Origin of the sequence: Paenibacillus antarcticus (assembly GCF_001637225.1) — a bacterium.
GTDB lineage: Bacteria > Bacillota > Bacilli > Paenibacillales > Paenibacillaceae > Paenibacillus_AQ > Paenibacillus_AQ antarcticus.
The window spans coordinates 206391-228443 of the sequence record NZ_LVJI01000014.1; the positions used below are offsets into that span (position 1 = coordinate 206391).

Sequence of the window (22053 nt, forward strand, 5' to 3'; positions counted from 1 at the left end):
AATGGCTCCTTGATTCGCAGGAATGTGGCAACGTCATCGTGTCTCCTACTTGGATGCAGTCCCTTTTGTCAGTCTTCCAAACTCATACTGATTGCATTGATAATGACACCGTCTGGCAAATCTTCCTTCGACACACTAATAAGGGCCCTTACAGAGACTTGCCCTTTCATTTCTTTATCCGAATTATTTTCATTACTCACTGGAATTACCTCGATTGTTAACGTTGGATCATCCTCTGTATATACATCCGGTAATCTTAAAGATTTAATCTTAAAACCCTCTGTTACAGATTCCTTTTTTCCAATACTCACACATATGTAATATGTTGTTTGCGTTTCTTTAACAATAAATCCGCCAGGAACTGAATTCTTATAATCTTCATAATTCTTTATTATTTCTTTTGGTAGGTCTTCCACATTACTCGACTCCCAAGTAAAACGCGAAGAATACTTTGTATATACGAGTTGTTTGTAAGGAATACTCTTCATACTTTTATTAATAATCACTTCTGTTTTTGTATTTGCGGATGGATTTTCATTCCCCTTTAATTCTGTGCTACAAGCTATCTGTAAACCCAACAGAATGATGATTACACATAATCCAGGCAGTTTCTTAAACAATGACAATCCTCCTTAATATCTAACCACATTTATATTATAAGTAATACTTATTTCCGCTTCTTCCCAGCATCAATATCCTTCGATTCAAGTCCCTCCCAAATGTTAGGTAGATCGACTTGCTCAGGATGTTCAAAGACCAAAAAAGCTGTTGGAAGATATCGTTCACCATACTGAGACGATGGATTATTCACAATCTCATTATCCTTTACCAACACGGTAGAGGATCCTCCATCCAAATTGGCTGCAATCACAGCGTCGTGCTTAAGTAGAATTTGTTGCACATCATACAAGTTCGCGCCTACACTTCCCACCTGTCTTCCATCAATGACAACAAATAATATCGTCCCATCCGCGCGTTGGCCCATAGCCGTTCTTGGTGCAAACCCCCAACCTTCGCCTGCATTCTTAATAAGACCTTTCCCGTTGACTATCAAACGCGGCTGGAATGTAACTGCCTCTTGAACACCGAGTTCTGTTAATTCTTTAAGCGTGTAATTACCCGCAATCATTTTCCCTAATCTATCTAGACCTACAATCTGTGTGCTCTTCTTTCCCCCACTGCCGTTATAATATAGCTGTCCTTGCGAAATAACGACACCAATCGGCTTGAATCCGTTCCCTTTCCCATTGGGATCAGCGAATCCACCCCCATTGACTCCAGCAATCGCTCCAGTTCGCTTAACCATATCAGATACCTTTTCCCCGATACCCACTTTATTCGGTATACCTAGACGGACTTTCGTTGGATCATTGACGATCATGACATATCCGGTATATCCACTACCTGTAATATTCTCAATTTCGACTAGTGGCTTTTCCTTCTCTTGCACAACAGGTTGAATGTTATGTGTATCTACCTCATCTCCCATTTGCTCAAACCGGACATTATATTCCGTCACCCTTGTCTTCAATTCATCTTCTCCAATAATATACTTAGCCATATCACGATGTTGGGTAGTTATAAAAGTATCTGCAATCAGATAGCGTAGGTTTTGAGCTGAAGGGGCAAAATACAACCAACTACCGGCAGCAATAAGCAATATAAATACACCCAGAAACACCCTAGTTAATATATAGAAGAACGACTTTTCCTTCCTCTTTTTGTTTGTCTTCATCTGTCGGCGCACTGTTGAACGCTTGGGTAATGATGATGGTTCCACTTCTTTCTTTGCCTCCCCGTCTTCTCTTCCAGATAATCCCTAGAAAATTATGTAATATCTTTTATAGTAGACGTAATGAAGAGAAACAAAGTTTCAATATTTTAACTATTACTATTAAATTTACCTTAATAAATGAGTAAAAGGACAACGTAACACGTTGCCCTGAACTGTGACCCGAATCTTGACCTCTCATTCACATACGACATGTGCTCACTCATTGATGTCTTTCTGAGTGTTTATATATCTTTTACTTTTCCTTCCCCTTCCTATCTCCCTTTGATTATTTTTAACATAGCGTTTGCCTTTGCCTGAAACTCATAGGATGCGTCAACTTCTTCAACGATGCATCCCATGTCTTCTAGATATTTCACTAACTTATCTAAATGTTCATATCTTTTCCCTTCCAAATCCACTAAAGGAAAAATACGAATTTCTTCTTTAGTCACTCTTAATAACTCATTTAACGTTGTTATATGAAATTCATAATCTAAGCGCTCCGCATATGTAAAAAGGAAATGAGCAGATAGAAGAATATCGAATTCTCCATCTTTAAACGGTAACATAGGTAACGTTACAGGAATGTACCGCTCACTAAATTCTTTCATATCATTAGTACAATCATTTAAAGCGCTTTGACGATTGTTTCTGAGACTGTTTATATCCTTGAAATAATCCCATATATACTTTTCTTTTACGTTCTCCAAGTGTTCCATTGTATGTATTATATCTTGTAGTCCTTTATTTACTAAGTCTTCCTGAGCGTGATAATAAGCAATATCACATGCTGTAATATCTAATCCTAATTTGTTACCTATTGCTGTAAAAGAACATGCTCCTGCTGGACAATCCAGTATTTTCTTACCTTTCAACTCGTCCTCTGATAGAGAAAACATGTCTAGATATTCCTTATAACTCCTCCCTATAAAAACAATTCTTTCTATCTCTAATTTAGTCCTCTGCTCAGCTCTACTCATCTAAACACACCTCTTCATTTTATTAATAAATTCATAACTAATGATCTTTATTCTATGTCCACATGTGGACAGCGAATTCTTAATTCATTTAAGAACGTTTCTTGATCTATTGGAGATACATGAACAAAATCAAATTTGCCGTATTTAATTTCAACTCTGTGACTAGAGGTAGCCATACTCGACATCCAAGATCGAACCGGCTTCACATGAGTAATGCTGTCGTATGATATAGATTTGGTTAACGGGCCCATCCGAATGAACAATTCTGTTTCTAATAACTTATAGACTATCCCCAACCATATCCAAGCCATGAAACCAGCCATTCCCATGGAAAATAAGAAAAAAATAATTCCACCAATAATATTGGTACCCTCTTTCAAAAGTGGAAGCACACTTGCAAAAGCCAATATAGCGATACTAAACCACACGGTAATCATTAACCAAAGGTCTCTTTTCGTAATAAATTTCAAGGGAATTCCCTCCTCTTGTCTGAACCACGAAACATAGATTTTGCATAATGATTTTCTAATAATATATTAGGTTCCATTAAATGGAAACAATGAATATTATTCCTCCCTCGGTCAAACTTCCATTAACCGTGTCATTACTAGTAACTTACTTAGTGTTCTCCAATTGCGGACTGTCACCGGCCCGCCAAGTTTATGTAAATGATTCGCAAGCTTCGAGTTCCGTATACTATTACGGAATAATAAATAGACGTCTCGCCCTTCAACACAATATTCATCATTAATGCTGCTATATACGCTTAGCCCGTCAATAGCTTCTTGAACCGGTACTTCTACCAACATAGCGACATAGAGACTCTCTCCTACAGATGTTGCCTCTGCTTCCGCAAGAACATCTTCCGAGAACGGGCAATGATTGATAATCCGCTCCAATTCCGTAGCCGTTCTCAGGATCACATTGACTGAGAATCCAAAAACCGTTTCAATTTCATTTTCGATTTGTTTGACTAATGGCTCCTCTAGCTGATTGGATTGAAACAAAACATTCCCACTTTGGATATAGGTCTGAACATATTGTAACCCCATCGTTTCGAACATTTGCTTTAACACTGCCATTTTAATCATATTCTTTCCACCAACATTAATTCCTCGTAGGAACGCGATATACGTAGTTATTTGACACCCTCCTTACCCAGATCCTAATTTTCCTTCTTCACCTTGAATATCCATGTCCAATTTAAGATTTTATATTTGAAACATTAAATCAATTCAATTATACAAAACAGGGAGGGCGATATACAATACTTTGGTATCCACCCTGTACTTCAATTGTATCAACTCATTTACCATTGTAGTCATTAGTTATGACTGCTATAATATTCAAAACATTCCATTTAAAACAACATAAGGGCTATGCTTTTCTGGCAATCTCGGAGACAACCCACATGACGAATAGGGTTGTTTTTGTGTTTTGTTTTATATTGATAATGGAGGGTTTAACCATGACAATAACAAATGAGACAAGAGTCATTTTAACCAAAGCAGATCTAATCCAACAATTCAGGACCTGTGGACTAGCAGAAGGGCAGACTATATTTGTTCATACATCTTTAAAAAGTCTGGGATTTGTTGTTGGTGGCGCAGAAACAGTAATACGCTCACTTCTTGAAATCGTAGGAGAAGAAGGTACATTAATGATGCCCTCTCAGACATGGAAGAATCTCGACCCATCCACGGGCGTACATTGGGAAGAACCCATAGATTGGTGGCCTATAATTCGTGAACACTGGCCCGCCTATGATAAAGAGATTACACCTGCCATTAGTATGGGTATTGTGGCTGACATGTTTAGAAGCTGGCCTGGGGCATACAGATCTGACCATCCGGCAAGGTCAATTGCAGCTGTCGGTAAACATGCGGAATATATAACAGCAAATCATGATTTAAGCAATATTTTTGGGATCAACTCTCCTGTTGATAAATTGTATGCCTTAGATGGATATGTACTGTTAATAGGTGTCGGATATGATAAGAATACCTCCCTTCATTTAGCAGAGACAAGAGCAAACTTTGCATCAAAAATTTTTACAGATGAAAGTAGCGCGATCATGATAGACGGAAAAAGACAGTGGATAACTTATCATACTCAAGCCGTCGATGATGCAGATTTCATTCAATTAGGTCGTCTTTATGATGAAGTAAACAACATTGCAATTCATAAAGTAGGTACCGCGGAGGTACGCTTCATGAAACAAAGACCATTAATTGATTGGACTGTTGATTGGATGGAAAAGAATAGAGAGTAATTAAGGTTAAGAACAAAAAAGATGAGAATCACGAAGGATAACCTTCGTGGTTCTCATCTTAAAGATCCGAACTAACTCTTTTAGCCTCTACCGGTACTACGGAATTTTTGTGTATAGGCCTTAGCATCATTTACATTCTTGACGCGATTGCGGCTCCATTCCAGTAGAATACGGTCAATATAACGGAAATGAACCTTCCCAGCAAATACAGCCTCTTTCAAAGCCATAAGAATGAGTTCGTCAAGGTATTTGTCTTGATCTAGCCATCCCGATATCGTCTCACATTCCATCGGTGACAATGGCCGTCCAAATTCCTTCTCGAAAATGGTAAACATATTACGTTCAGCTTCAGGCTCACCTGCAGCTGATATGGTTTTTTCACGTTGAATAGACGCTTGCTTAGCCTTATTCTTAGCATCATTTGCCATACATATGCTTAACTTATCATAGAGTCCGGAGACATTATAACGTTCATATTGTATACCATTTTCTTCATCGAACTCTTCATCAATACTGAGAAATCCATCCTTCATGAGCTTCTGTAGAGTCAAAGAAATGGATCCTGTCGTTCCCCCTGCAAGTTCCTGCATATCTTCCAATGTAGGGAACTCTTTATGCTCTACCTGCTTAAAGGACATCAGATGCATTAACAATACTAATTCATTGTCACTTAGCTTCAATCTGCGGTAGTAACGAAACAGCGCATAAGGTATAACAGCTACCCCTGATCCCATTCCTGATGAAGCTCCTTCTGCCCATGTTCTCCATCCATTATTATCCATGAGCATCACCTCTTAACTTAAGGATAAAGACGATACAACGTACGTGGGAATGCAATCGTCTCACGCACATGATCAAGTCCACAAATCCATGCTACAGTACGCTCTAGACCCAGACCAAATCCAGAGTGAGGTACTGATCCATATTTACGTAAATCCATATACCATTGGTATGTCTCTAATGACAAGTTATGGTCTTTGAAACGTTCTTCAAGCAACGCTTGGTCATCAATACGTTGCGATCCGCCAATAATCTCACCATATCCTTCTGGTGCAATCATATCAGCGCATAATACGACTTCTGGTCGCGTAGGGTCAGGCTTCATATAGAATGATTTGATACCTACAGGGTAGTGTGTGATGAATACGGGTTTGTCATGACTCTCAGCGATTGCCGTCTCATGAGGAGCACCGAAATCATCACCCCAAGGAATTTCGAAACCTTTTCCATGTAGAAATTCAATAGCTTCATCATAAGTAATTCGAGGGAATGGCGCTTGAATCTGTTCCAACTTAGAAATATCTCGACCCACTGCTTCTAGCTCTGTACGGCAATTCTTAACCACAGATTGTACAACATAACTAATAAAGTTTTCTTGCACGCGTAAACTTTCTTCATGATCTGTAAAAGCCATCTCAGGCTCAATCATCCAGAATTCAATCAAATGACGACGTGTTTTAGATTTCTCTGCACGGAAAGTAGGTCCGAAAGAATATACTTTTCCTAACGCCATCGCTGCAGCTTCCATATATAACTGGCCACTTTGAGTTAAGTAAGCATCCTCATCGAAATATTTCGTATGGAACAGGTTTGTTGTTCCTTCCGCAGATGTCGGAGTAAGGATCGGTGGATCAACCAATGTAAACCCATTTGTATCAAAAAACTGACGTACCGAACGAATGATTTCCGCACGAATAATAAGAATCGCACGTTGTTTGTTAGAACGCAACCATAAATGACGATGATCCATTAAGAAATCCACACCATGTTCTTTCGGAGTAATGGGATAGTTCTCCGTGATATGTATCACTTCAATCCCAGTGACAGACATCTCATAACCAGATGCGCTACGTGGTTCTTCACGAATGATCCCTGTTACATACAGCGAACTTTCTTGTGTAAGACTCTTAGCAGCATCCCAGACTTCTTCGCTCACTTCACTCTTTACGACTACACCTTGAATATAACCGCTACCATCACGTAGTTGTAAAAATTGAATCTTCCCACTTGATCGTTTGTTATTGATCCAGCTTCCAATGGTCACTGTTTCGCCAACATGCTTAAATACATCACGAATCACACTTTTGTTGGACATGCCTTAATCTCTCCCTCATTGACTGACCTTCGATATTATATATTCAGGATAAAGAACAACTATTTCATTTCACTAACAATGCGGTACGTATCACGTGCAATAACCAATTCTTCATTCGTTGGAACAACAAGAACCTTCACTTTCGACTGATTTGTAGAGATCAATCGTGGTTCGCCTGAACGAATGGCATTCAGTGCATCGTCGATTTCCACCCCAAGATAAGTTAAATTCTCGCAGACTTTCTCACGGACAACTACGGAATTCTCACCAATTCCCGCTGTAAATACAATCACATCAACACCATTCATAGCCGCAGCATATGAACCTATATATTTACGCAAACGATATTCGTACATTTCAAAAGCAAGTATACAATTCGCATCGCCATTTGCCATACCATCTGTAATTTCTCGCATATCACTGCTAATACCAGATATCGCTAGAAGACCACTGTGTTTATTCAGCATAGAGTTCACTTCATTCACAGTTAATTCTTCTTTATTCATAACAAAAGGTACAATCGCTGGATCAAGGTCTCCACTACGAGTTCCCATCATCAAGCCTTCTAATGGAGTCATACCCATTGAAGTATCTATGGAATGTCCTCCTTGAACGGCAGTTAGACTTCCTCCGTTCCCGATATGACAAGTAATAATCTTCAGATCCTCAATAGCTTGACCAAGAAACTCAGCTGCTACCTGGCTAACATACTCATGTGATGTGCCGTGCGCGCCATATCGACGAACTTTATACTTGTTGTATAGGACTTTAGGAATAGCATACAAATAAGCCTTCTCAGGCATAGCCTGATGAAAGGCAGTATCGAACGCAACAACCTGCGGAACGCCTGGCATGTTAATTTCTGTTGCTGTTATCCCCATCATCGCTGCTGGATTGTGAAGTGGTGCTAAATCGAACAACCGGCGAATTTCGGTCTTAGCAGGATCATCAACAAGTGCAGATGCCTTAAAGGATTCTCCCCCATGGACAACGCGATGACCAACAGCCTGAATTTCATCTATCGATTTAATAACACCATGTTCTGGATCTATTAGCATCGATAATACTTTTCGAATGGCAGTATTGTGCTCCAGAATCTCTTTGACTTCCGTAACTTCCTGACCTCCAGTAGGTTTATGATTCAGTATGGAAGAATCCATCCCAATTCTTTCTACAAGGCCTTTAGCTAGTACTGACTCGTCTCTCATATCGTACAACTGATATTTCAAGGAAGAACTTCCTGAATTAATAACTAATACTTTCATACCCGGTCACCATCCTTGTCATACTTGAAGAATCCTTCACCTGTTTTAACGCCTAAATGCCCAGCACGAACCATCTTCTTAAGTATGGTAGACGGACGATATTTCAATTCACCAAATTCACGGAACATTCTTTCAAGAGCTGCAAGTACAGAATCAAGCCCGAAACGATCAGCCATTTCTAGAGGACCATTCTGGAATTGATAGCCTATACGCATCGCATCATCGATATCTTCTGCAGATGCTACGCCTTCTTGAAGAATATGAAGGGCCTCATTAATTAATAAACAAATTAACCGAGAAGAGACAAATCCAGGAGATTCGTAGATCATAATTCCCTTTTTGTTTACAATTTCTTCTACGAAACGTTTCGTTTCTAAGAAGGTAATATCCGATGTCTTCAATCCACGTATGATCTCAACTAGATCTACTTTTCCTACGGGATAAATAAAATGCATTCCTATGACACGTTCAGGATACATCGTAGTGCTGGCAAGTTCCGTCAAACTCAACGTCGATGTATTACTCGCAAGAATAATATTGTTAGGACACACTTGGTCCAATTGTGAGAATATTAGTTTTTTTGCTTCTATATCTTCAGAAATCGTCTCAATAACCATATCACAAGAGCCAAGCTCAGCGAAATGGACTACTTTTTGGATTCTGCTCAAAATAAGTTTCTTCTCAGCTTGGGTGATTCCCCATTTCTCAAGCTGTTTGTCGAGACTCGTCTCAATCATATGATAAGAATAGTTTAATTTCTCTACGGATTTCTCAACCAACAAAACTTCAATACCCTTTGCAGCAAGCATTTCCGCGATTCCTTGTCCCATCGTACCACCACCGATGACACCAATCTTTTTAAATAACATAAGGTATGCAACTCCTCTTCTGTGTCTAATATTCGCTATTGTACCCTGTCTGTCGAAAAATACGATCTTCCACTCCAACATATAATAATATCTTAGCATGGAACAAAAGTAAAAAAAAATAACCAGCATCATATTTTATGCTGGTAAACGTGAAGTTTCACGAAATAGACATCGAAATTGCTCCCCCGATAAGTTTTCCTCTGTAAGAAGAATTTCCAATGATTGATCAAAGATATGACGATGTTGCTCTAATGTAATTCGAGTACGTGTCATTAATTGTTCTAAAATGACATTATTCACTTTCATTAACTCTTCTGTCGTCACCATATCTATATTAATAATACCCAAGGAGGTTAACCCTGACTTCATCATGGTTTGTACAATATTTAGTGCCTGTTCAAAGTCATTGCTAGATCCAGTACTACGACCACCATAATATATTTCTTCCGAAGCTGCTCCACCTAATGCAATCATGATCTGTTCTTCTAGAAATTCCTTCGTATACAGGTACTGTTCTTCTTGTGGATTGTGACGAACATACCCCAAAGCCTGACCACGTGGCGTGAGTGCAACTTGACTCACACTTTCAGGTCGAACAATTTCAGCCATGATTGCATGTCCTAATTCATGAATAGCGACTCTTTTCTTTTCTTCCTGGGTAGACTCGCGATCAGTCTTTTCACCCATCATGACTTTATCAATAGCCATCGACATATGTCGTTGTTCAATTTCAACCTTTTCTTCTCTCATCATATAAATGGCGGCCTCATTCATCACACTTTCAAGTTGTGCCCCTGAGAACCCATATGATTCTTCCGCAATTTTATCCATGTTAGCGTCTTTATGAATCGGTTTATTCTTAGCATGTATATCAAGAATATGCTTGCGCCCTTTCTTTTCTGGAAGATCCACTTGAATATGCCGATCGAACCTTCCTGGACGAAGAAGTGCACTATCCAGCATCTCCTTACGATTTGTTGCGGCAATGAGGAGTATTCTTGGACTATCCGAGTTATATATGCCATCCATTTCAGTTAATAATTGATTTAAGGTTTGGTCATACTCGCGTTGTTGCCCACCTTCACGTTTACCTCCAATGACATCAATCTCATCAATGAAAATAATTGCGCTTTGTTTGTTCTCCTTTTGCGCACGCGTACGCGCATCTCTGAACAGATCACGGACTCTCCCCGCTCCCACACCTACATACATCTCAACAAATTCACTCCCTGAAGCTGCCACAAATACAGAATCAGTATAATGACTAGCCGCTCTTGCAAGCAATGTCTTTCCTGTTCCTGGTGGACCTGTAAGTAATATCCCTTTCAATGGGCGAATTCCATATTTCTGGATTTCTTCGTGTCGAATGAGAAAATTGAGTGCTTCCATCAATTCCTCTTTAGGATGGTCTTGGCCTCCGATCTCATCAAAGGTCAGCATACTAGGCCCCCCCTTCTTACGTTTACGATCAGAAGATGCACCTACCGCAATCCCACCACGCATCTTAGCAAAAATAAGAAGACCAGCCATTAATCCCCCAGCAAGGAGAACCGGAATAATATTCACTCCAATAAAAGCAAGAAAAATAAGTAATACTGGCACGAAACCAATCAATATTTCTTTTAATATCTTAGGCATTTTTCCACACCCCCAGCACGTTTGGATCACGTGGTAGAATGATGAATTTACTTCCCTCTCCATCAGTTAGACTAATATACACATTCTGATCATCCATTTCAGTTTTCACTTTTACATTTGAACCTTGTTCCATTTCTTTCAATTTATCTACAATCTGTGTATAGCGTTTATTCTCCATAGCCTCAGCAACTGGAAACATCGCCTTATCCCAGAATTCATTTATATTAGCTGTCGTATGTTCCTTCACATCTAGCTTCAATGTGCGTTTACCAAGGATCGACTTTCCTTCTGTCTTTAATTGTTGAACCAAACCGGGCAATCGAGTACCTGGTTCAACGTCTAGTTTCACAATGACCTCATCATTTGTAATGTTCAGTCGTGCATTATTAACGCCTTCGTATTCGGTTGCTATATTTTGAAGCGGGTTTTGAACCTTCACTTGCTTATAAATGAACCATCCACCAAACAAAAGCGAACCTGAGATAACAACCGTAAGTGCAATTGGCAAGATACGAAACTTCATATAACAGTCCCCTTTCGAAAGTCAGCAGGTAATTGTATACACAATAAGTACACTAATTAGTATATCATACTATCCATACTATTATATCGATAATATATGGATATTCAAATTTTCATATATATAAATAAAACCGACTTACCCATCCTAATATGAAGTGCTCCCTGTCAAGTGGACAGTGTAAAAAACAAAAATAATTAGATTCGATTCCTCAGCTCGTTTGTACAGTGCTGAGGTTTTTGGTATGCAGTTCGTCGGTATTCGTTAGGTGACAAACCACCTAAACATTCTGTATAGCGATAGTTGTTGTAATAGCGAATATATTCGCTAACGTCTTTAAGGACGTCTTCATAGGTGTGAAACTTTGTAAGATAATAGCTTTCTGATTTGTAAGTACCCCAAAAGCGTTCAATAGGTTGGTTGTCCAAGCAGCGACTCACGCGAGACATGCTTTTCATAAATCCGTATTTTACATGGAGTCGATTATACTCATGCGACGTGTACTGGAAGCCTCTGTCGCTTTGGAGGAGTGGGGTTACACTGGGGTTCTTCTCATAAGCCTTCTTCAGCGTATCCATCACGAGTTTATTGTTGTTGGAATGACTTAATACCCATGAAACAATGGCGTTATCATATACATCAATAATGGCACTTAAATAGGCTTTGCGACCATTCCCATACTTCAGTTCGGTGACATCTGTACACCACTTTGAATTAGGAGAGTTGGCGTCAAAGTTACGATTCATTATATTCTCAACGACATGGATCTCAGAGGCTTTCACGTAATGTGGTCGCTTCTGGCGGATGACTGCTTTGAGTCCGAGAGCACGCATGATTCGATAATAACGTTTTTTGTTGTAAGCCTTTTTGAGTTTGCGGTTTAATTGAGTACGCATTTGGCGATAACCAAGTATCCCTTTTCGCTTGTCATAACGAAGCTTCACTTCTTTAGCTAGCGCAAGAACTTCACGTTCCCTGATAGATGGTGTCCAATGTAACCACTTGTAATAGGCAGATCGAGCAACCCCTGCTAACGCACACAACTTTGTAATTACGTAACCTTTTTCTTTGTTCAGTTCTTGAATCGCATGATACAAGTTTACTTGTCGAACGAGGGTTAGCGAGTATTTCGTTGCTGATCTGTGCCAACTTTTTTGCGAAGGCATTCTCTATCTCTAAGTATTCGTTTCGAGCTTCCAATTCCTTAATCCGCAGCTTAAGACGTTCATGCTCATCTAATTCCTCTACAGGCTTATTGCGACCACGATTGTCCTTGAGCGCATTCTCGCTGCCTACTTGGTATCTCCGAACCCATGCATATACTTGCTGATAAGATACACCGTACTTTACGATCGCTTTCTGATAATCCAATCCATTAGCGATGGTATATTGTACAATTTCAATGCGTTCTTCAAACGTTGTTTTACGTCCTTTATTCATACGAGATAGTCCTCTTCCTTTACGAGTAGGTTTCAATTCTATCTCACTAGTATACTTGGAAATCCAATTCCGTAGGACACTCGTACTTGAAACATGGTGTTTTTTTGTTGCTGCTTCCAAAGAGCAATGACCCGATAATACATCATGTACAGCAGCAAGCTTCAATTCTTCTGAGTATGTTTTCCATGTATTTGATTTCTTTAACCCATCCAAACCATCTGCTTCATATTTTCTTATCCAGTCCTTAACAGTTCCTTTGCGAACTCCGAGCTGTTTTGCCTCATAGTTAGGATTTGACTTGTGCTCAAGGCATCGCTGTACGACATGTAATTTTAATTCTCGAGAAATTGGACTTCTTTTAGACATTAGAAAAACTCCCATCATTGTAGCAGTAGAAGTTTTTGTTTTTTCTACTGTCTACTATGATGGGAGCTTATCAATAGGAATGAGTCCGTCGGTTTAAATTGCGAATGGATAATCAAGACAAGATCATACTTCATTTTGACTTCAATTAACCATTATATTTATCGATTTGGTAAAGTATATTGTTCACCCAACTGTGTACCATCGCTGAATTTATAGAAACGATAATAATAATGATCTTGCTCCCTATAAAACAGTTGCCACACATTATTTCCGTTGAACAAACCAAGTTGCAAGCGAATCTCTTTTATGTTTGGCAGCTCATTTAGGATCTTAGCTTTTATCTGACTCTCCGATAATCCATTCTCTAATAATTCACTGTGAATGGCTCCAGATGTTTCATCAACTTTGTATTCACTGTCTTTAGCTCCAGATGTTTCATCATCTTTATAAGCTATTGTGAATGGTACCCAGACGAATAGACTTCGATCATCTTTATCTTTACCTTCGATGACCCAAACTACATTATCCCAGACAGACTTTTCAGTTCTAGTCACTTTTATTAAATCACTATGTTGTTTCGCTGCAGCGATAGCCATTTCTTCTTCGCTCCATTGATCTTGCATAGTATATATGTAATAGCGATAGAGTCCGAATAATATAACAATAAAAATTGCAATAGCCAATAAAATAATATTCTTCTTGTTCTTCAACCTGAACTTCCTTTCCTATACTCTTACCGATTTAGTAAGCCCTCGAAAGCAGATTGAGCTTCACGTCGTATTCGTTCCTCATCTAAAGTCAACAAAGCACCATTCTTGACCACTTGCTTGCCATCGACCCATACATGCTCTACATCTTTACTGCTAGCGGAGTAGATAGAATGAGAGATAAAGTCCGTATGAGGTAAGAAATGTGCCTGATCGGTATTGAGTGCAATGAAATCAGCCTTCATACCTGGTGCCAAGCTTCCTACTTTGTCTAGAAACAATGATTTTGCTCCATATGTTGTACCCATCCGAAGTGCTTCGGCAGCAGGTATAGCTGTCGGATCACCCGAAATCCCTTTGTGAATCAGTGCTGCAAGTCTCATCTCTTCAAACATATCAAGATTATTATTACTAGCTGCACTATCTGTCCCAAGTGATACTGTTACGCCAGCCTTCATAAGATCTGTTACGCGAGCAATACCACTTGCGAGCTTCAAGTTACTTCCTGGATTATGTGATACACCAACATTATGAGTCGCTAATATTTCGATCTCTTCATCAGTCAAGTGCACACCATGCGCAATAATTGACGGACGCGTAAACATGCCAAGCTTCTCTAAATGTTGCGTAGGACGAAGACCGTAATCAGCTACATTCTGTGCAACTTCACTGAGCGTCTCTGACATGTGTGTATGCATTGGAAGGTCTAGATCATGAGCTGCCTGCACAAACTTCTCAAAGAAGGCTGGAGGGCATGTATAAGGTGCGTGAGGCGACATCATCGTCGTGATCCGTCCCTCAGCCTGACCGTTCCAATCTTTAGCAAAGGTGATTGCCTCTTTAAGTTTATGCTGTTGCATCTCTTCTGAACAAAAACCGATTACGCCTCTGGTAAGAACAGCACGCATACCTGATTCTTGAACTACTTTTGCCACTTGATCCATGTGATCATACATATCTAGAAAAGTCGTTGTTCCACCCTTTAACATTTCTAACACAGATAATGACGATCCCCAATAAACATCTTCAGAAGTGAATTTCTCTTCCATAGGCCACATTTTTTCTTGCAACCATACTTGAAGTGCAAGATCATCGCCATAACCTCTTAGCAACGACATAGCTGCATGTCCATGTGTATTCACAAGACCCGGTAAGAATAATAAATGTGTCCCATCAAATACTGGAATATCATCAGAGCAATCAGGTTTATCTTCCCCGATATATGTTATTAGATCATCTTCAACAAGCATATAACCCTTCACAACGGAATGTTCATTATTCAGAACAACAAACGTTCCATTCTTAATGATCCACTTCTGTGTTTGATTGTTTAGCATCATCCAAATCTTCCTTTCCATTATCCAAATAATAAGCAAGGCTAATCATATCCGTTGTGAAATCAGCAGCATGAACGCGAACATTCGCCGGTGTTCTCAATATAATCGGAGCAAAATTCAAGATAGCTCCAATACCCGCTTCTACTAGTTTATCAGCAACTTGCTGCGCTTCATGTTCAGGAACGGTTATAATACCGATCCGTATATTGTGTTGTTGGATGGTTGTGGAAAGTTCCTCCATGGGTTGAACCTTTAATGAATTGATGAGCGTTCCAACTTTTGGACCGTAGGCATCAAATACTGCAACTATCTTTAAATTTTCTTTCAAGTACATATTATAATTTGATAACGCTTGTCCTAAGTTACCCGCGCCAATTAAAACTACATTAATTTGTTGATCAAGATTTAGGATATGACGAATTTTCTCTATAAGATATGCCACATCATATCCGATACCTTTACGTCCGAAATCTCCAAAATAAGCAAGATCTTTGCGAATTTGTGCAGGATTCAGATCAAGCTTTTGACCTAGTTCCTGAGAAGAAACTGTAGCCACTTCTCTTCGCTGAAGCCCCGAAAGATACCGCAAGTAAATGGGTAATCTTCGAACCACAGCTTCTGAAATTTTGTCAGACTTCATACTTGCTCCCCCTAATTATTAGCTATAACATCCGCTTTTAGGATTTATCGCCTTCATGTAACCACTCTGATATCCTTGAGACCATTTGATTGGTCGGCATATGTTCCATTTTTGGACCAGGCAATGAGTAAAGGAAATGTTTACCATAGTATGATTCTATCACACGCGTATCATAAACAATAACAATTCCTCTATCGTTTGCTGTTCGCACCAGCCGACCGAATCCTTGTTTAAATCGAATCACTGCCTGCGGAACTGACAATTTCATGAACGGGTTTTTCTTCTGCTGCTTGAGTAGTTCACTCTTCGCCTCCACAAGTGGATGGTTGGGAGGTTGGAATGGTAAACGAACAATCGCTAAACAAGTCAATGCTTCCCCGGGGATATCTATCCCTTCCCAAAAACTACTTGTTCCTAATAGCACCGAGGCGCTACTATCCTGGAAACGACGGATCAATTTACTGCGACTCCCACTATCAACGCCTTGGCCTAATATGGTGATATCACTTGAGGATAAGGCGCTACGTAGCGGTTCATACACTTGACGAAGCATCCGATAGGATGTAAATAACACTAACATTCGACCTTTAGTAACGATAGCCGTATCAGCCAATGACTTCACAAGTGTCTCTACGAAGAGTGCATCACCAACACTACCTTTCACACTTGGAAAGTCGCGTGGGATAACAAGCAACGCCTGATCGCGATAGCGAAAAGGAGATGGAAGCTGCACTGTCACTAATCGTCCATTATCCGACGCTTCTTGAAGCCCCAGATTCTCAATCATATACTGGAAAGATTTCTCGATAGATAATGTAGCCGAAGTGAGAATAATGCTTTTCTTTTTATCGAAAAATACTTCTTTCAGTTGCTTGCTTACATCTACTGGAACAGCATACATCTGTAGAGATTTACTTCGAAAATGGCCATTGGCCTCCATCCAGTATACATTGCCTATATCGCTTAGCGCCATGAACATGTGAAGATCTTCACGTTCATTTGCTAAATCTTTAATTAGACCGCTTATATCCGTTATTAGGCTGTCTGAGCTGAAATCATCTAGATTATCTTTAATGTCGTTTAACATTTTCTCCGCTTTACGAACTACCTCACCTAAAGTTACGTAGATCTGATTCTCAATCGCAGCTAATACATCCCAATCCTGAGGTTTCTTATTGGGCTGCAACCGTAGAACAAACTGTCCTGTATCACCAGGAGCCGCATCACTACGCTCAGGAAGTAGTGCAAATAACATATCGTTTAGTCTGTCCCAATGTTCCTTCACTTCAACCAATTCACCACATAATTTGTCGATCACAACTGCCCAATCTGAAGCTTTCTCATCACTGGAAGAACGCAATTGTTGTATTAGTGCCGGAAATTGCCCATTTCGGTTATCTTTGTAAAGTCGTGTAAGTGTATGAACCACGGTGAAGTACTTCATATGAAGCCCCAAATGTTTACCCGCAACTTCCTCTAAATGATGTGCTTCATCAATCACTAAATGTTCGTAAGCAGGTAATAACTGATGTCCAGCTTTTACATCTGTAAATAACTTAGAGTGATTAGTGATCACTACATCAGCAATTCCCGCTTCATGCTTAGCACGATGATAATAGCATTTACGAAACCAAGGACAAGCACGTCCAAGACAGGAATCGGAGTCACTTGAAACCGTTTCCCAGAAATCTCCACCACGACCACCCAGATTCAGTTCTTCATCATCGCCGGTCTCTGTTTGTGCCAACCATACAATCATTTGAGCAGCTAAGATTACATCTTCCTTGGGATTGGCGAAATCTCTCTTATTTATTTTATGTTCAAATTTTCTCAAACACAAATAATGCTGTCTCCCCTTGAAAATGGCAGCTTTAAATTGAAAAGGAACGACCTGAGTTAATAGCGGGATATCTCGTTCACGTAACTGCTCTTGAAGGTTAATCGTATGTGTACTTACCATAACTTTTGACTCACGTTTCACACTCTGATAAATCGCAGGTATTAAGTATCCTAAGGATTTCCCCGTACCCGTACCTGCTTCAATAAGTAGATGTTTATCATTCTCAAGTGCATTCATGACCTCTCCGAACATCATGCTCTGTGATTCTCTTGCCTCATAATGTGGCATAATTGCACGAAGCCGTTCTTCAATCTCTGCAAGAAATTGTGGGAAATCCATGGATTTAAGAGGATTGTCATCTTCATCATTCCGGGGTGTGGAAATATCCGACCAATCTTCAACAGCCAAAGCCAATTGACGATAAAAATTGTGAATCTCAAGGTCTTGTGCAGGCTCTTTTTCCTTCTCCCTACATAAACCGTCGAAATACCATGCCAAGTCACTATCCTCATCAGCAAATAACTCACTAAGCCTTTGGAGCGTAATAAGTGGTAACCCAATCAATTCGTCTAGGCATTTCAATAATACGTGTGCTGTTGCCAACGCATCGCTATCGGCTTGATGTGGTCGATCATGCACAATACCGAATTGTGTAGATACTAGACCTAATTGATATGTGGTTAACGATGGAAAACATATTTTCAGGAAATCTATTGTGTCTAGAATCCGTCCGCTGTATGGTAAATAACCGCATCGATCAAGTGCATTCTGTAAAAAATTAAAATCAAAAGAAACATTATGACCGACTAATACAACATCATCTAGCATCGGAACTAACTCCATCATCATTTCTTCTAAAGAAGGAGCGTTCTCAACGTCACTGTTCATGATCCCTGTTAAATTAGAAATAAACGGCGGGATTGGAATCCCTGGATTAACATATGACCCGTATACTCGGGATATCGATTGATCTTCTTCAATAATGGCAAGTCCAACTTGAATAATTTCATCGGCGGACTGGTTGCCTGTTGTTTCAAAGTCCAGTACAGCAAATTTCATAATTAAGTATTCCCTTTCGATCCAGTCTCTTTAACAGCATAACAGAAGATCAGAATTTATTCATTAATCAAGTAGAAGCAGCATGCTGACCTTTTTCAAAGTCAGAACCCGTCTCGTTAGAAACATAAGAAATAGAGTATCAATTGAAACGCATACTTGCTTATATTTCAAGTAAAGAAAAGACGATACTCGTAGCTTTCGCAGGAACGGGCATCGCCTTAATTTGAGTCATCATGCTAAATTAATGAAGTAAGCTGACTTCCATACTGGAGTTGACCGCGATTTTGATTGCAGACTTGCAGATTAATAAGTGGATCAGGCAGTGTCGGATCATTTTGCAATGACAACGTAAAATATTCCTGTGCTTTGCCCGTATCCGCAAGTTTAGCCTGTATACAGCCTAATGCATTATAGATCATGGCTCTTAGCTTCTTATGCTCTGCTAATGGAAGAATCCATTGGAAATGTTCTAAAGCTTCCGACGTCTCCTCCAGATGAAGGTGCGCCATTGCAATATACATTCGAGCAAGTAAGCTGTCAGGATAATCATAAACGATTTGGGAAAATTGCTGTATGGATTGACGATACATCAGCAACTTAAAGTACCCTTGGCCTCTAACAAATGACTCCATTCCCATTTCAGGTGTATCACCTAGAGGAAACATAGGGGGTAACACCGTATGTTCTCGGAAAGAACCCATCTTGTCTTCAAACGATAGCCATTCTTCAATAATCCCATCACTCATGGCCTTAAGCATGTTCCATCTCTGAATCAGAAGCTGCTTTTGGGACTCTTGCGCAGTTGGGTAATGCTTGACGATTTCCTCTAACATGTGGTTCATTTCAGCGAATACATGTTGAAACATGGCCTGCATCCCACCCTTAACAATAATGAAATCAGTGCGTCTACCTGTCTTCATTTTTTGTTGAATCGGAGCTTTTCATTCGCCATCCCATACATTACATATTATGATGATTTCCTTTGAACTTTTAATTAGCGAATTGTCGCATGAACTTCTTTATCCATGAATTCAACAGGCTGATTCTTCTCATCTACAAATACAACTGTAGGCTTATGGGCACTTAGATTTTCTTGAGATATGACCGCATAAGAAATAATAATAACTACGTCGCCAGGTTGAACGAGTCTGGCTGCAGCTCCATTAAGACAAATGACTCCACTGCCGCGTGGTCCAGGAATAACATAAGTTTCTAGCCGAGCACCATTATTATTATTCACAATTTGAACCTTTTCGTTCTCAAGTAAATCTGCAGCCTCCATAAGACTTTCATCAATGGTAATACTACCCACATAATTTAAATTCGCTTCCGTAACCGTTGCACGGTGAATTTTGGATTTCATGATATGTCTAAACAAGAAATACCGCCTCCTTTGGCGTAAGTAACATATTATCTATAAGTCGTGTATTTCCAAATTTAACTGCCACTGCCATGATTAATTTCTCTGTAACATCATTAAGTAGGACATCATCGTTTATACGATTTAATGTTGGAAATGTCAATACTTCAACATAATCAATAACAGCCATCGGCGAGAGTTGAATCAAGCTCATTAGCCTTTCACGAACTTCAGAAGCCTTTACAGACTCATCATTTACCATAGTCTCATTTACTTCAAAGAGAGAACGAGAGAGCACTAATGCTTGTTTACGTTCTTCTGAGCTAAGATACACATTCCTTGAACTGAGTGCCAATCCGTCTTCTTCTCTTACAATGGGACATGGTACAATCTCAACATTCATATTTAAATCATGCACCATCTGTTGAAGCACAGCGACTTGTTGTGCATCTTTCAAACCGAAATAGGCTTGATCTGGTTGTACGATATGAATCAACTTACTTACAACCGTAGTCACACCATCGAAGTGTCCCGGCCGAGATGACCCACACAACAATTGGGTGACTTCACTAACCCTAATTTTGGTCAACGTTTGAGTGGGATACATTTCTTCTACTGTGGGTATAAATACAATATCCACACCTTGGCGATCAGCCAAAGCTAAATCTTGCTCTTCATTCCGAGGATAGGTCTCATAATCTTCTCCTGGACCAAATTGTATCGGATTCACAAATATACTAAGGACAACCAGGTCACTCAGATCATGGGCACGACTCATTAAGCTCGCATGACCTTCGTGTAGGTAACCCATTGTAGGAACTAACCCTACTCTGCACTCGCCATTACTTTTCACTCTATATTGCTTCAGTTCTTGTCGGAGTTCAACAATATTCCGAATGATTTTCATGATTTATCCACCTTGTTTAAGCCAGTTCCATATAGAGAATCCAGTACATCATCCTTAGCTACAAACACATGATTCTCTGCAGGAAAGATGCGTTCTTTCACTTCTTTCACATAATTCTCTAATCCTTCTCGGACTAATGTACCGATATCACCATACGTTTTGACAAAACGTTTATTTATATAAGGCGATGCATATTGAAAAATATCATGGAATACGAGCACTTGTCCGTCACAATAACGTCCAGCTCCAATGCCTATCGTTGGAATAGACAATTCCTTAGAGATGGCTTCAGCCACTTGCTCCGTTACTAATTCCAATACGATACCAAAAGCGCCCGCTGCTTCTAGGGCTTTTGCTTCTTCCATCAACCTTTGCGCATCAGCCGCATCTTTACCCTGAATCCGATAGCCACCAATTTGGTTCACCGATTGTGGTGTTAGACCAATATGCCCAAGTACAGGGACACCGGATTTAACAATAGCTTCTACCGTAGGACATATTTCCTTGCCGCCCTCCATCTTAATGGCTTGAGCATGTCCTTCCTGCATGAGCCTTCTCACACCTCGTAAGGTCTCATCTATATTGCCGTGATACGTCATAAATGGCATGTCAGCAACAATAAAAGTATGCTCTGCCCCTCTTGCAACAGCGCGGGTATGATAGATCATATCCTCCAACGTAACTGGAATCGTAGAGTTATATCCAAGTACTACGTTACCAAGGGAATCACCCACGAGTATGATATCTACACCAGCTTCATCAGATAGCTTTGCTGTAGGGTAATCGTATGCAGTTACCATACTTAACGGTGTACCTTCCGCCTTCATTTGTTTCATTTTCACAATGTTTAGTGCTGACTTCTTTGTCATGATAATTGTGCCCCTCTCCATTTTGAAAAAAAATTCGGAATTCAAGGATAGATTCTCCCCGTTGTTGAATGTTAGATATGGAATTTCATATTTAACACAACAAAAAAACCTTTTA

At 39.8% G+C, this 22053-nt stretch carries 22 protein-coding genes; 1 reads left to right on the forward strand and 21 read right to left on the reverse strand.

Going from position 1 to position 22053, the window contains the following annotated elements; all coding sequences use genetic code 11:
* Window positions 1-68: 68 nt before the first annotated feature.
* From PBAT_RS09365 to PBAT_RS09385, 5 genes are all read right to left on the reverse strand, one after another.
* Window positions 69-620: a hypothetical protein gene (locus PBAT_RS09365; protein WP_068648829.1), complete on the reverse strand. Its 552-nt coding sequence runs from the start codon at window positions 618-620 to the stop codon at window positions 69-71.
* A gap of 47 nt (window positions 621-667) precedes the next feature.
* On the reverse strand, window positions 668-1780 hold the full coding sequence (locus PBAT_RS09370; RefSeq protein ID WP_068648831.1) for a phosphodiester glycosidase family protein: 1113 nt from the start codon (window positions 1778-1780) through the stop codon (window positions 668-670).
* A 266-nt stretch (window positions 1781-2046) separates the two neighbouring features.
* Entirely contained in the window at window positions 2047-2754 is a 708-nt protein-coding gene (locus PBAT_RS09375; RefSeq protein ID WP_068648833.1) for a class I SAM-dependent methyltransferase, read from the reverse strand.
* 47 nt (window positions 2755-2801) lie between these two features.
* Window positions 2802-3224: a PH domain-containing protein gene (locus PBAT_RS09380; protein WP_068648836.1), complete on the reverse strand. Its 423-nt coding sequence runs from the start codon at window positions 3222-3224 to the stop codon at window positions 2802-2804.
* 111 nt (window positions 3225-3335) lie between these two features.
* The gene (locus PBAT_RS09385) at window positions 3336-3896 is read right to left on the reverse strand and encodes a DUF1697 domain-containing protein (protein ID WP_068648838.1); all 561 of its coding nucleotides are present in this window, start codon (window positions 3894-3896) and stop codon (window positions 3336-3338) included.
* Window positions 3897-4222: 326 nt separating this feature from the next.
* Between PBAT_RS09385 and PBAT_RS09390 the strand changes: the two genes are divergently transcribed.
* Window positions 4223-5026: an AAC(3) family N-acetyltransferase gene (locus tag PBAT_RS09390; RefSeq protein ID WP_068648840.1), complete on the forward strand. Its 804-nt coding sequence runs from the start codon at window positions 4223-4225 to the stop codon at window positions 5024-5026.
* Window positions 5027-5106: 80 nt separating this feature from the next.
* Here the strand turns inward: PBAT_RS09390 and PBAT_RS09395 are convergent, their stop codons facing one another.
* From PBAT_RS09395 to panB, 16 genes are all read right to left on the reverse strand, one after another.
* On the reverse strand, window positions 5107-5808 hold the full coding sequence (locus tag PBAT_RS09395) for a DnaD domain-containing protein (protein ID WP_068648843.1): 702 nt from the start codon (window positions 5806-5808) through the stop codon (window positions 5107-5109).
* A 17-nt stretch (window positions 5809-5825) separates the two neighbouring features.
* A complete protein-coding gene (asnS, locus tag PBAT_RS09400; protein WP_068648845.1) occupies window positions 5826-7121 on the reverse strand; it encodes an asparagine--tRNA ligase in 1296 nt (431 codons plus the stop codon).
* A 59-nt stretch (window positions 7122-7180) separates the two neighbouring features.
* Window positions 7181-8386, reverse strand: coding sequence for an acetate/propionate family kinase (locus PBAT_RS09405; RefSeq protein WP_068648848.1), 1206 nt, complete (start codon window positions 8384-8386; stop codon window positions 7181-7183).
* A complete protein-coding gene (locus PBAT_RS09410) occupies window positions 8383-9255 on the reverse strand; it encodes a 3-hydroxyacyl-CoA dehydrogenase family protein (RefSeq protein WP_068648850.1) in 873 nt (290 codons plus the stop codon). The genes PBAT_RS09405 and PBAT_RS09410 overlap by 4 nt, the downstream gene beginning before the upstream one ends.
* Window positions 9256-9390: 135 nt before the next feature.
* Window positions 9391-10893, reverse strand: coding sequence for an AAA family ATPase (locus PBAT_RS09415; protein ID WP_068648852.1), 1503 nt, complete (start codon window positions 10891-10893; stop codon window positions 9391-9393).
* Window positions 10886-11416, reverse strand: a complete 531-nt coding sequence (locus PBAT_RS09420; RefSeq protein WP_068648854.1) for a hypothetical protein — start codon at window positions 11414-11416, stop codon at window positions 10886-10888. The genes PBAT_RS09415 and PBAT_RS09420 overlap by 8 nt, the downstream gene beginning before the upstream one ends.
* A gap of 194 nt (window positions 11417-11610) precedes the next feature.
* The gene (locus tag PBAT_RS25940) at window positions 11611-12498 is read right to left on the reverse strand and encodes an IS3 family transposase (RefSeq protein ID WP_246169148.1); all 888 of its coding nucleotides are present in this window, start codon (window positions 12496-12498) and stop codon (window positions 11611-11613) included.
* Window positions 12380-13219, reverse strand: a complete 840-nt coding sequence (locus PBAT_RS09430; protein ID WP_084402938.1) for a helix-turn-helix domain-containing protein — start codon at window positions 13217-13219, stop codon at window positions 12380-12382. Before PBAT_RS09430 ends, PBAT_RS25940 begins: the two co-directional genes overlap by 119 nt.
* 158 nt (window positions 13220-13377) lie before the next feature.
* A complete protein-coding gene (locus tag PBAT_RS09435) occupies window positions 13378-13929 on the reverse strand; it encodes a cell wall elongation regulator TseB-like domain-containing protein (protein ID WP_068648858.1) in 552 nt (183 codons plus the stop codon).
* Window positions 13930-13952: 23 nt separating this feature from the next.
* The gene (locus PBAT_RS09440) at window positions 13953-15263 is read right to left on the reverse strand and encodes an amidohydrolase (RefSeq protein ID WP_068648860.1); all 1311 of its coding nucleotides are present in this window, start codon (window positions 15261-15263) and stop codon (window positions 13953-13955) included.
* On the reverse strand, window positions 15229-15903 hold the full coding sequence (locus PBAT_RS09445) for a redox-sensing transcriptional repressor Rex (RefSeq protein WP_068648862.1): 675 nt from the start codon (window positions 15901-15903) through the stop codon (window positions 15229-15231). Before PBAT_RS09445 ends, PBAT_RS09440 begins: the two co-directional genes overlap by 35 nt.
* A gap of 37 nt (window positions 15904-15940) precedes the next feature.
* Window positions 15941-18802 (reverse strand): ATP-dependent DNA helicase DinG, encoded by a 2862-nt coding sequence (gene dinG, locus PBAT_RS09450; RefSeq protein ID WP_068648864.1) that lies wholly within the window; start codon window positions 18800-18802, stop codon window positions 15941-15943.
* A gap of 236 nt (window positions 18803-19038) precedes the next feature.
* Window positions 19039-19668, reverse strand: coding sequence for a tetratricopeptide repeat protein (locus PBAT_RS09455; protein ID WP_068649073.1), 630 nt, complete (start codon window positions 19666-19668; stop codon window positions 19039-19041).
* A gap of 128 nt (window positions 19669-19796) precedes the next feature.
* The gene (gene panD / locus PBAT_RS09460) at window positions 19797-20180 is read right to left on the reverse strand and encodes an aspartate 1-decarboxylase (protein ID WP_068648866.1); all 384 of its coding nucleotides are present in this window, start codon (window positions 20178-20180) and stop codon (window positions 19797-19799) included.
* Window positions 20173-21069, reverse strand: a complete 897-nt coding sequence (panC, locus tag PBAT_RS09465) for a pantoate--beta-alanine ligase (protein ID WP_068648868.1) — start codon at window positions 21067-21069, stop codon at window positions 20173-20175. Before panC ends, panD begins: the two co-directional genes overlap by 8 nt.
* On the reverse strand, window positions 21066-21938 hold the full coding sequence (panB, locus tag PBAT_RS09470; RefSeq protein ID WP_068648870.1) for a 3-methyl-2-oxobutanoate hydroxymethyltransferase: 873 nt from the start codon (window positions 21936-21938) through the stop codon (window positions 21066-21068). The genes panC and panB overlap by 4 nt, the downstream gene beginning before the upstream one ends.
* Window positions 21939-22053 lie beyond the last annotated feature (115 nt).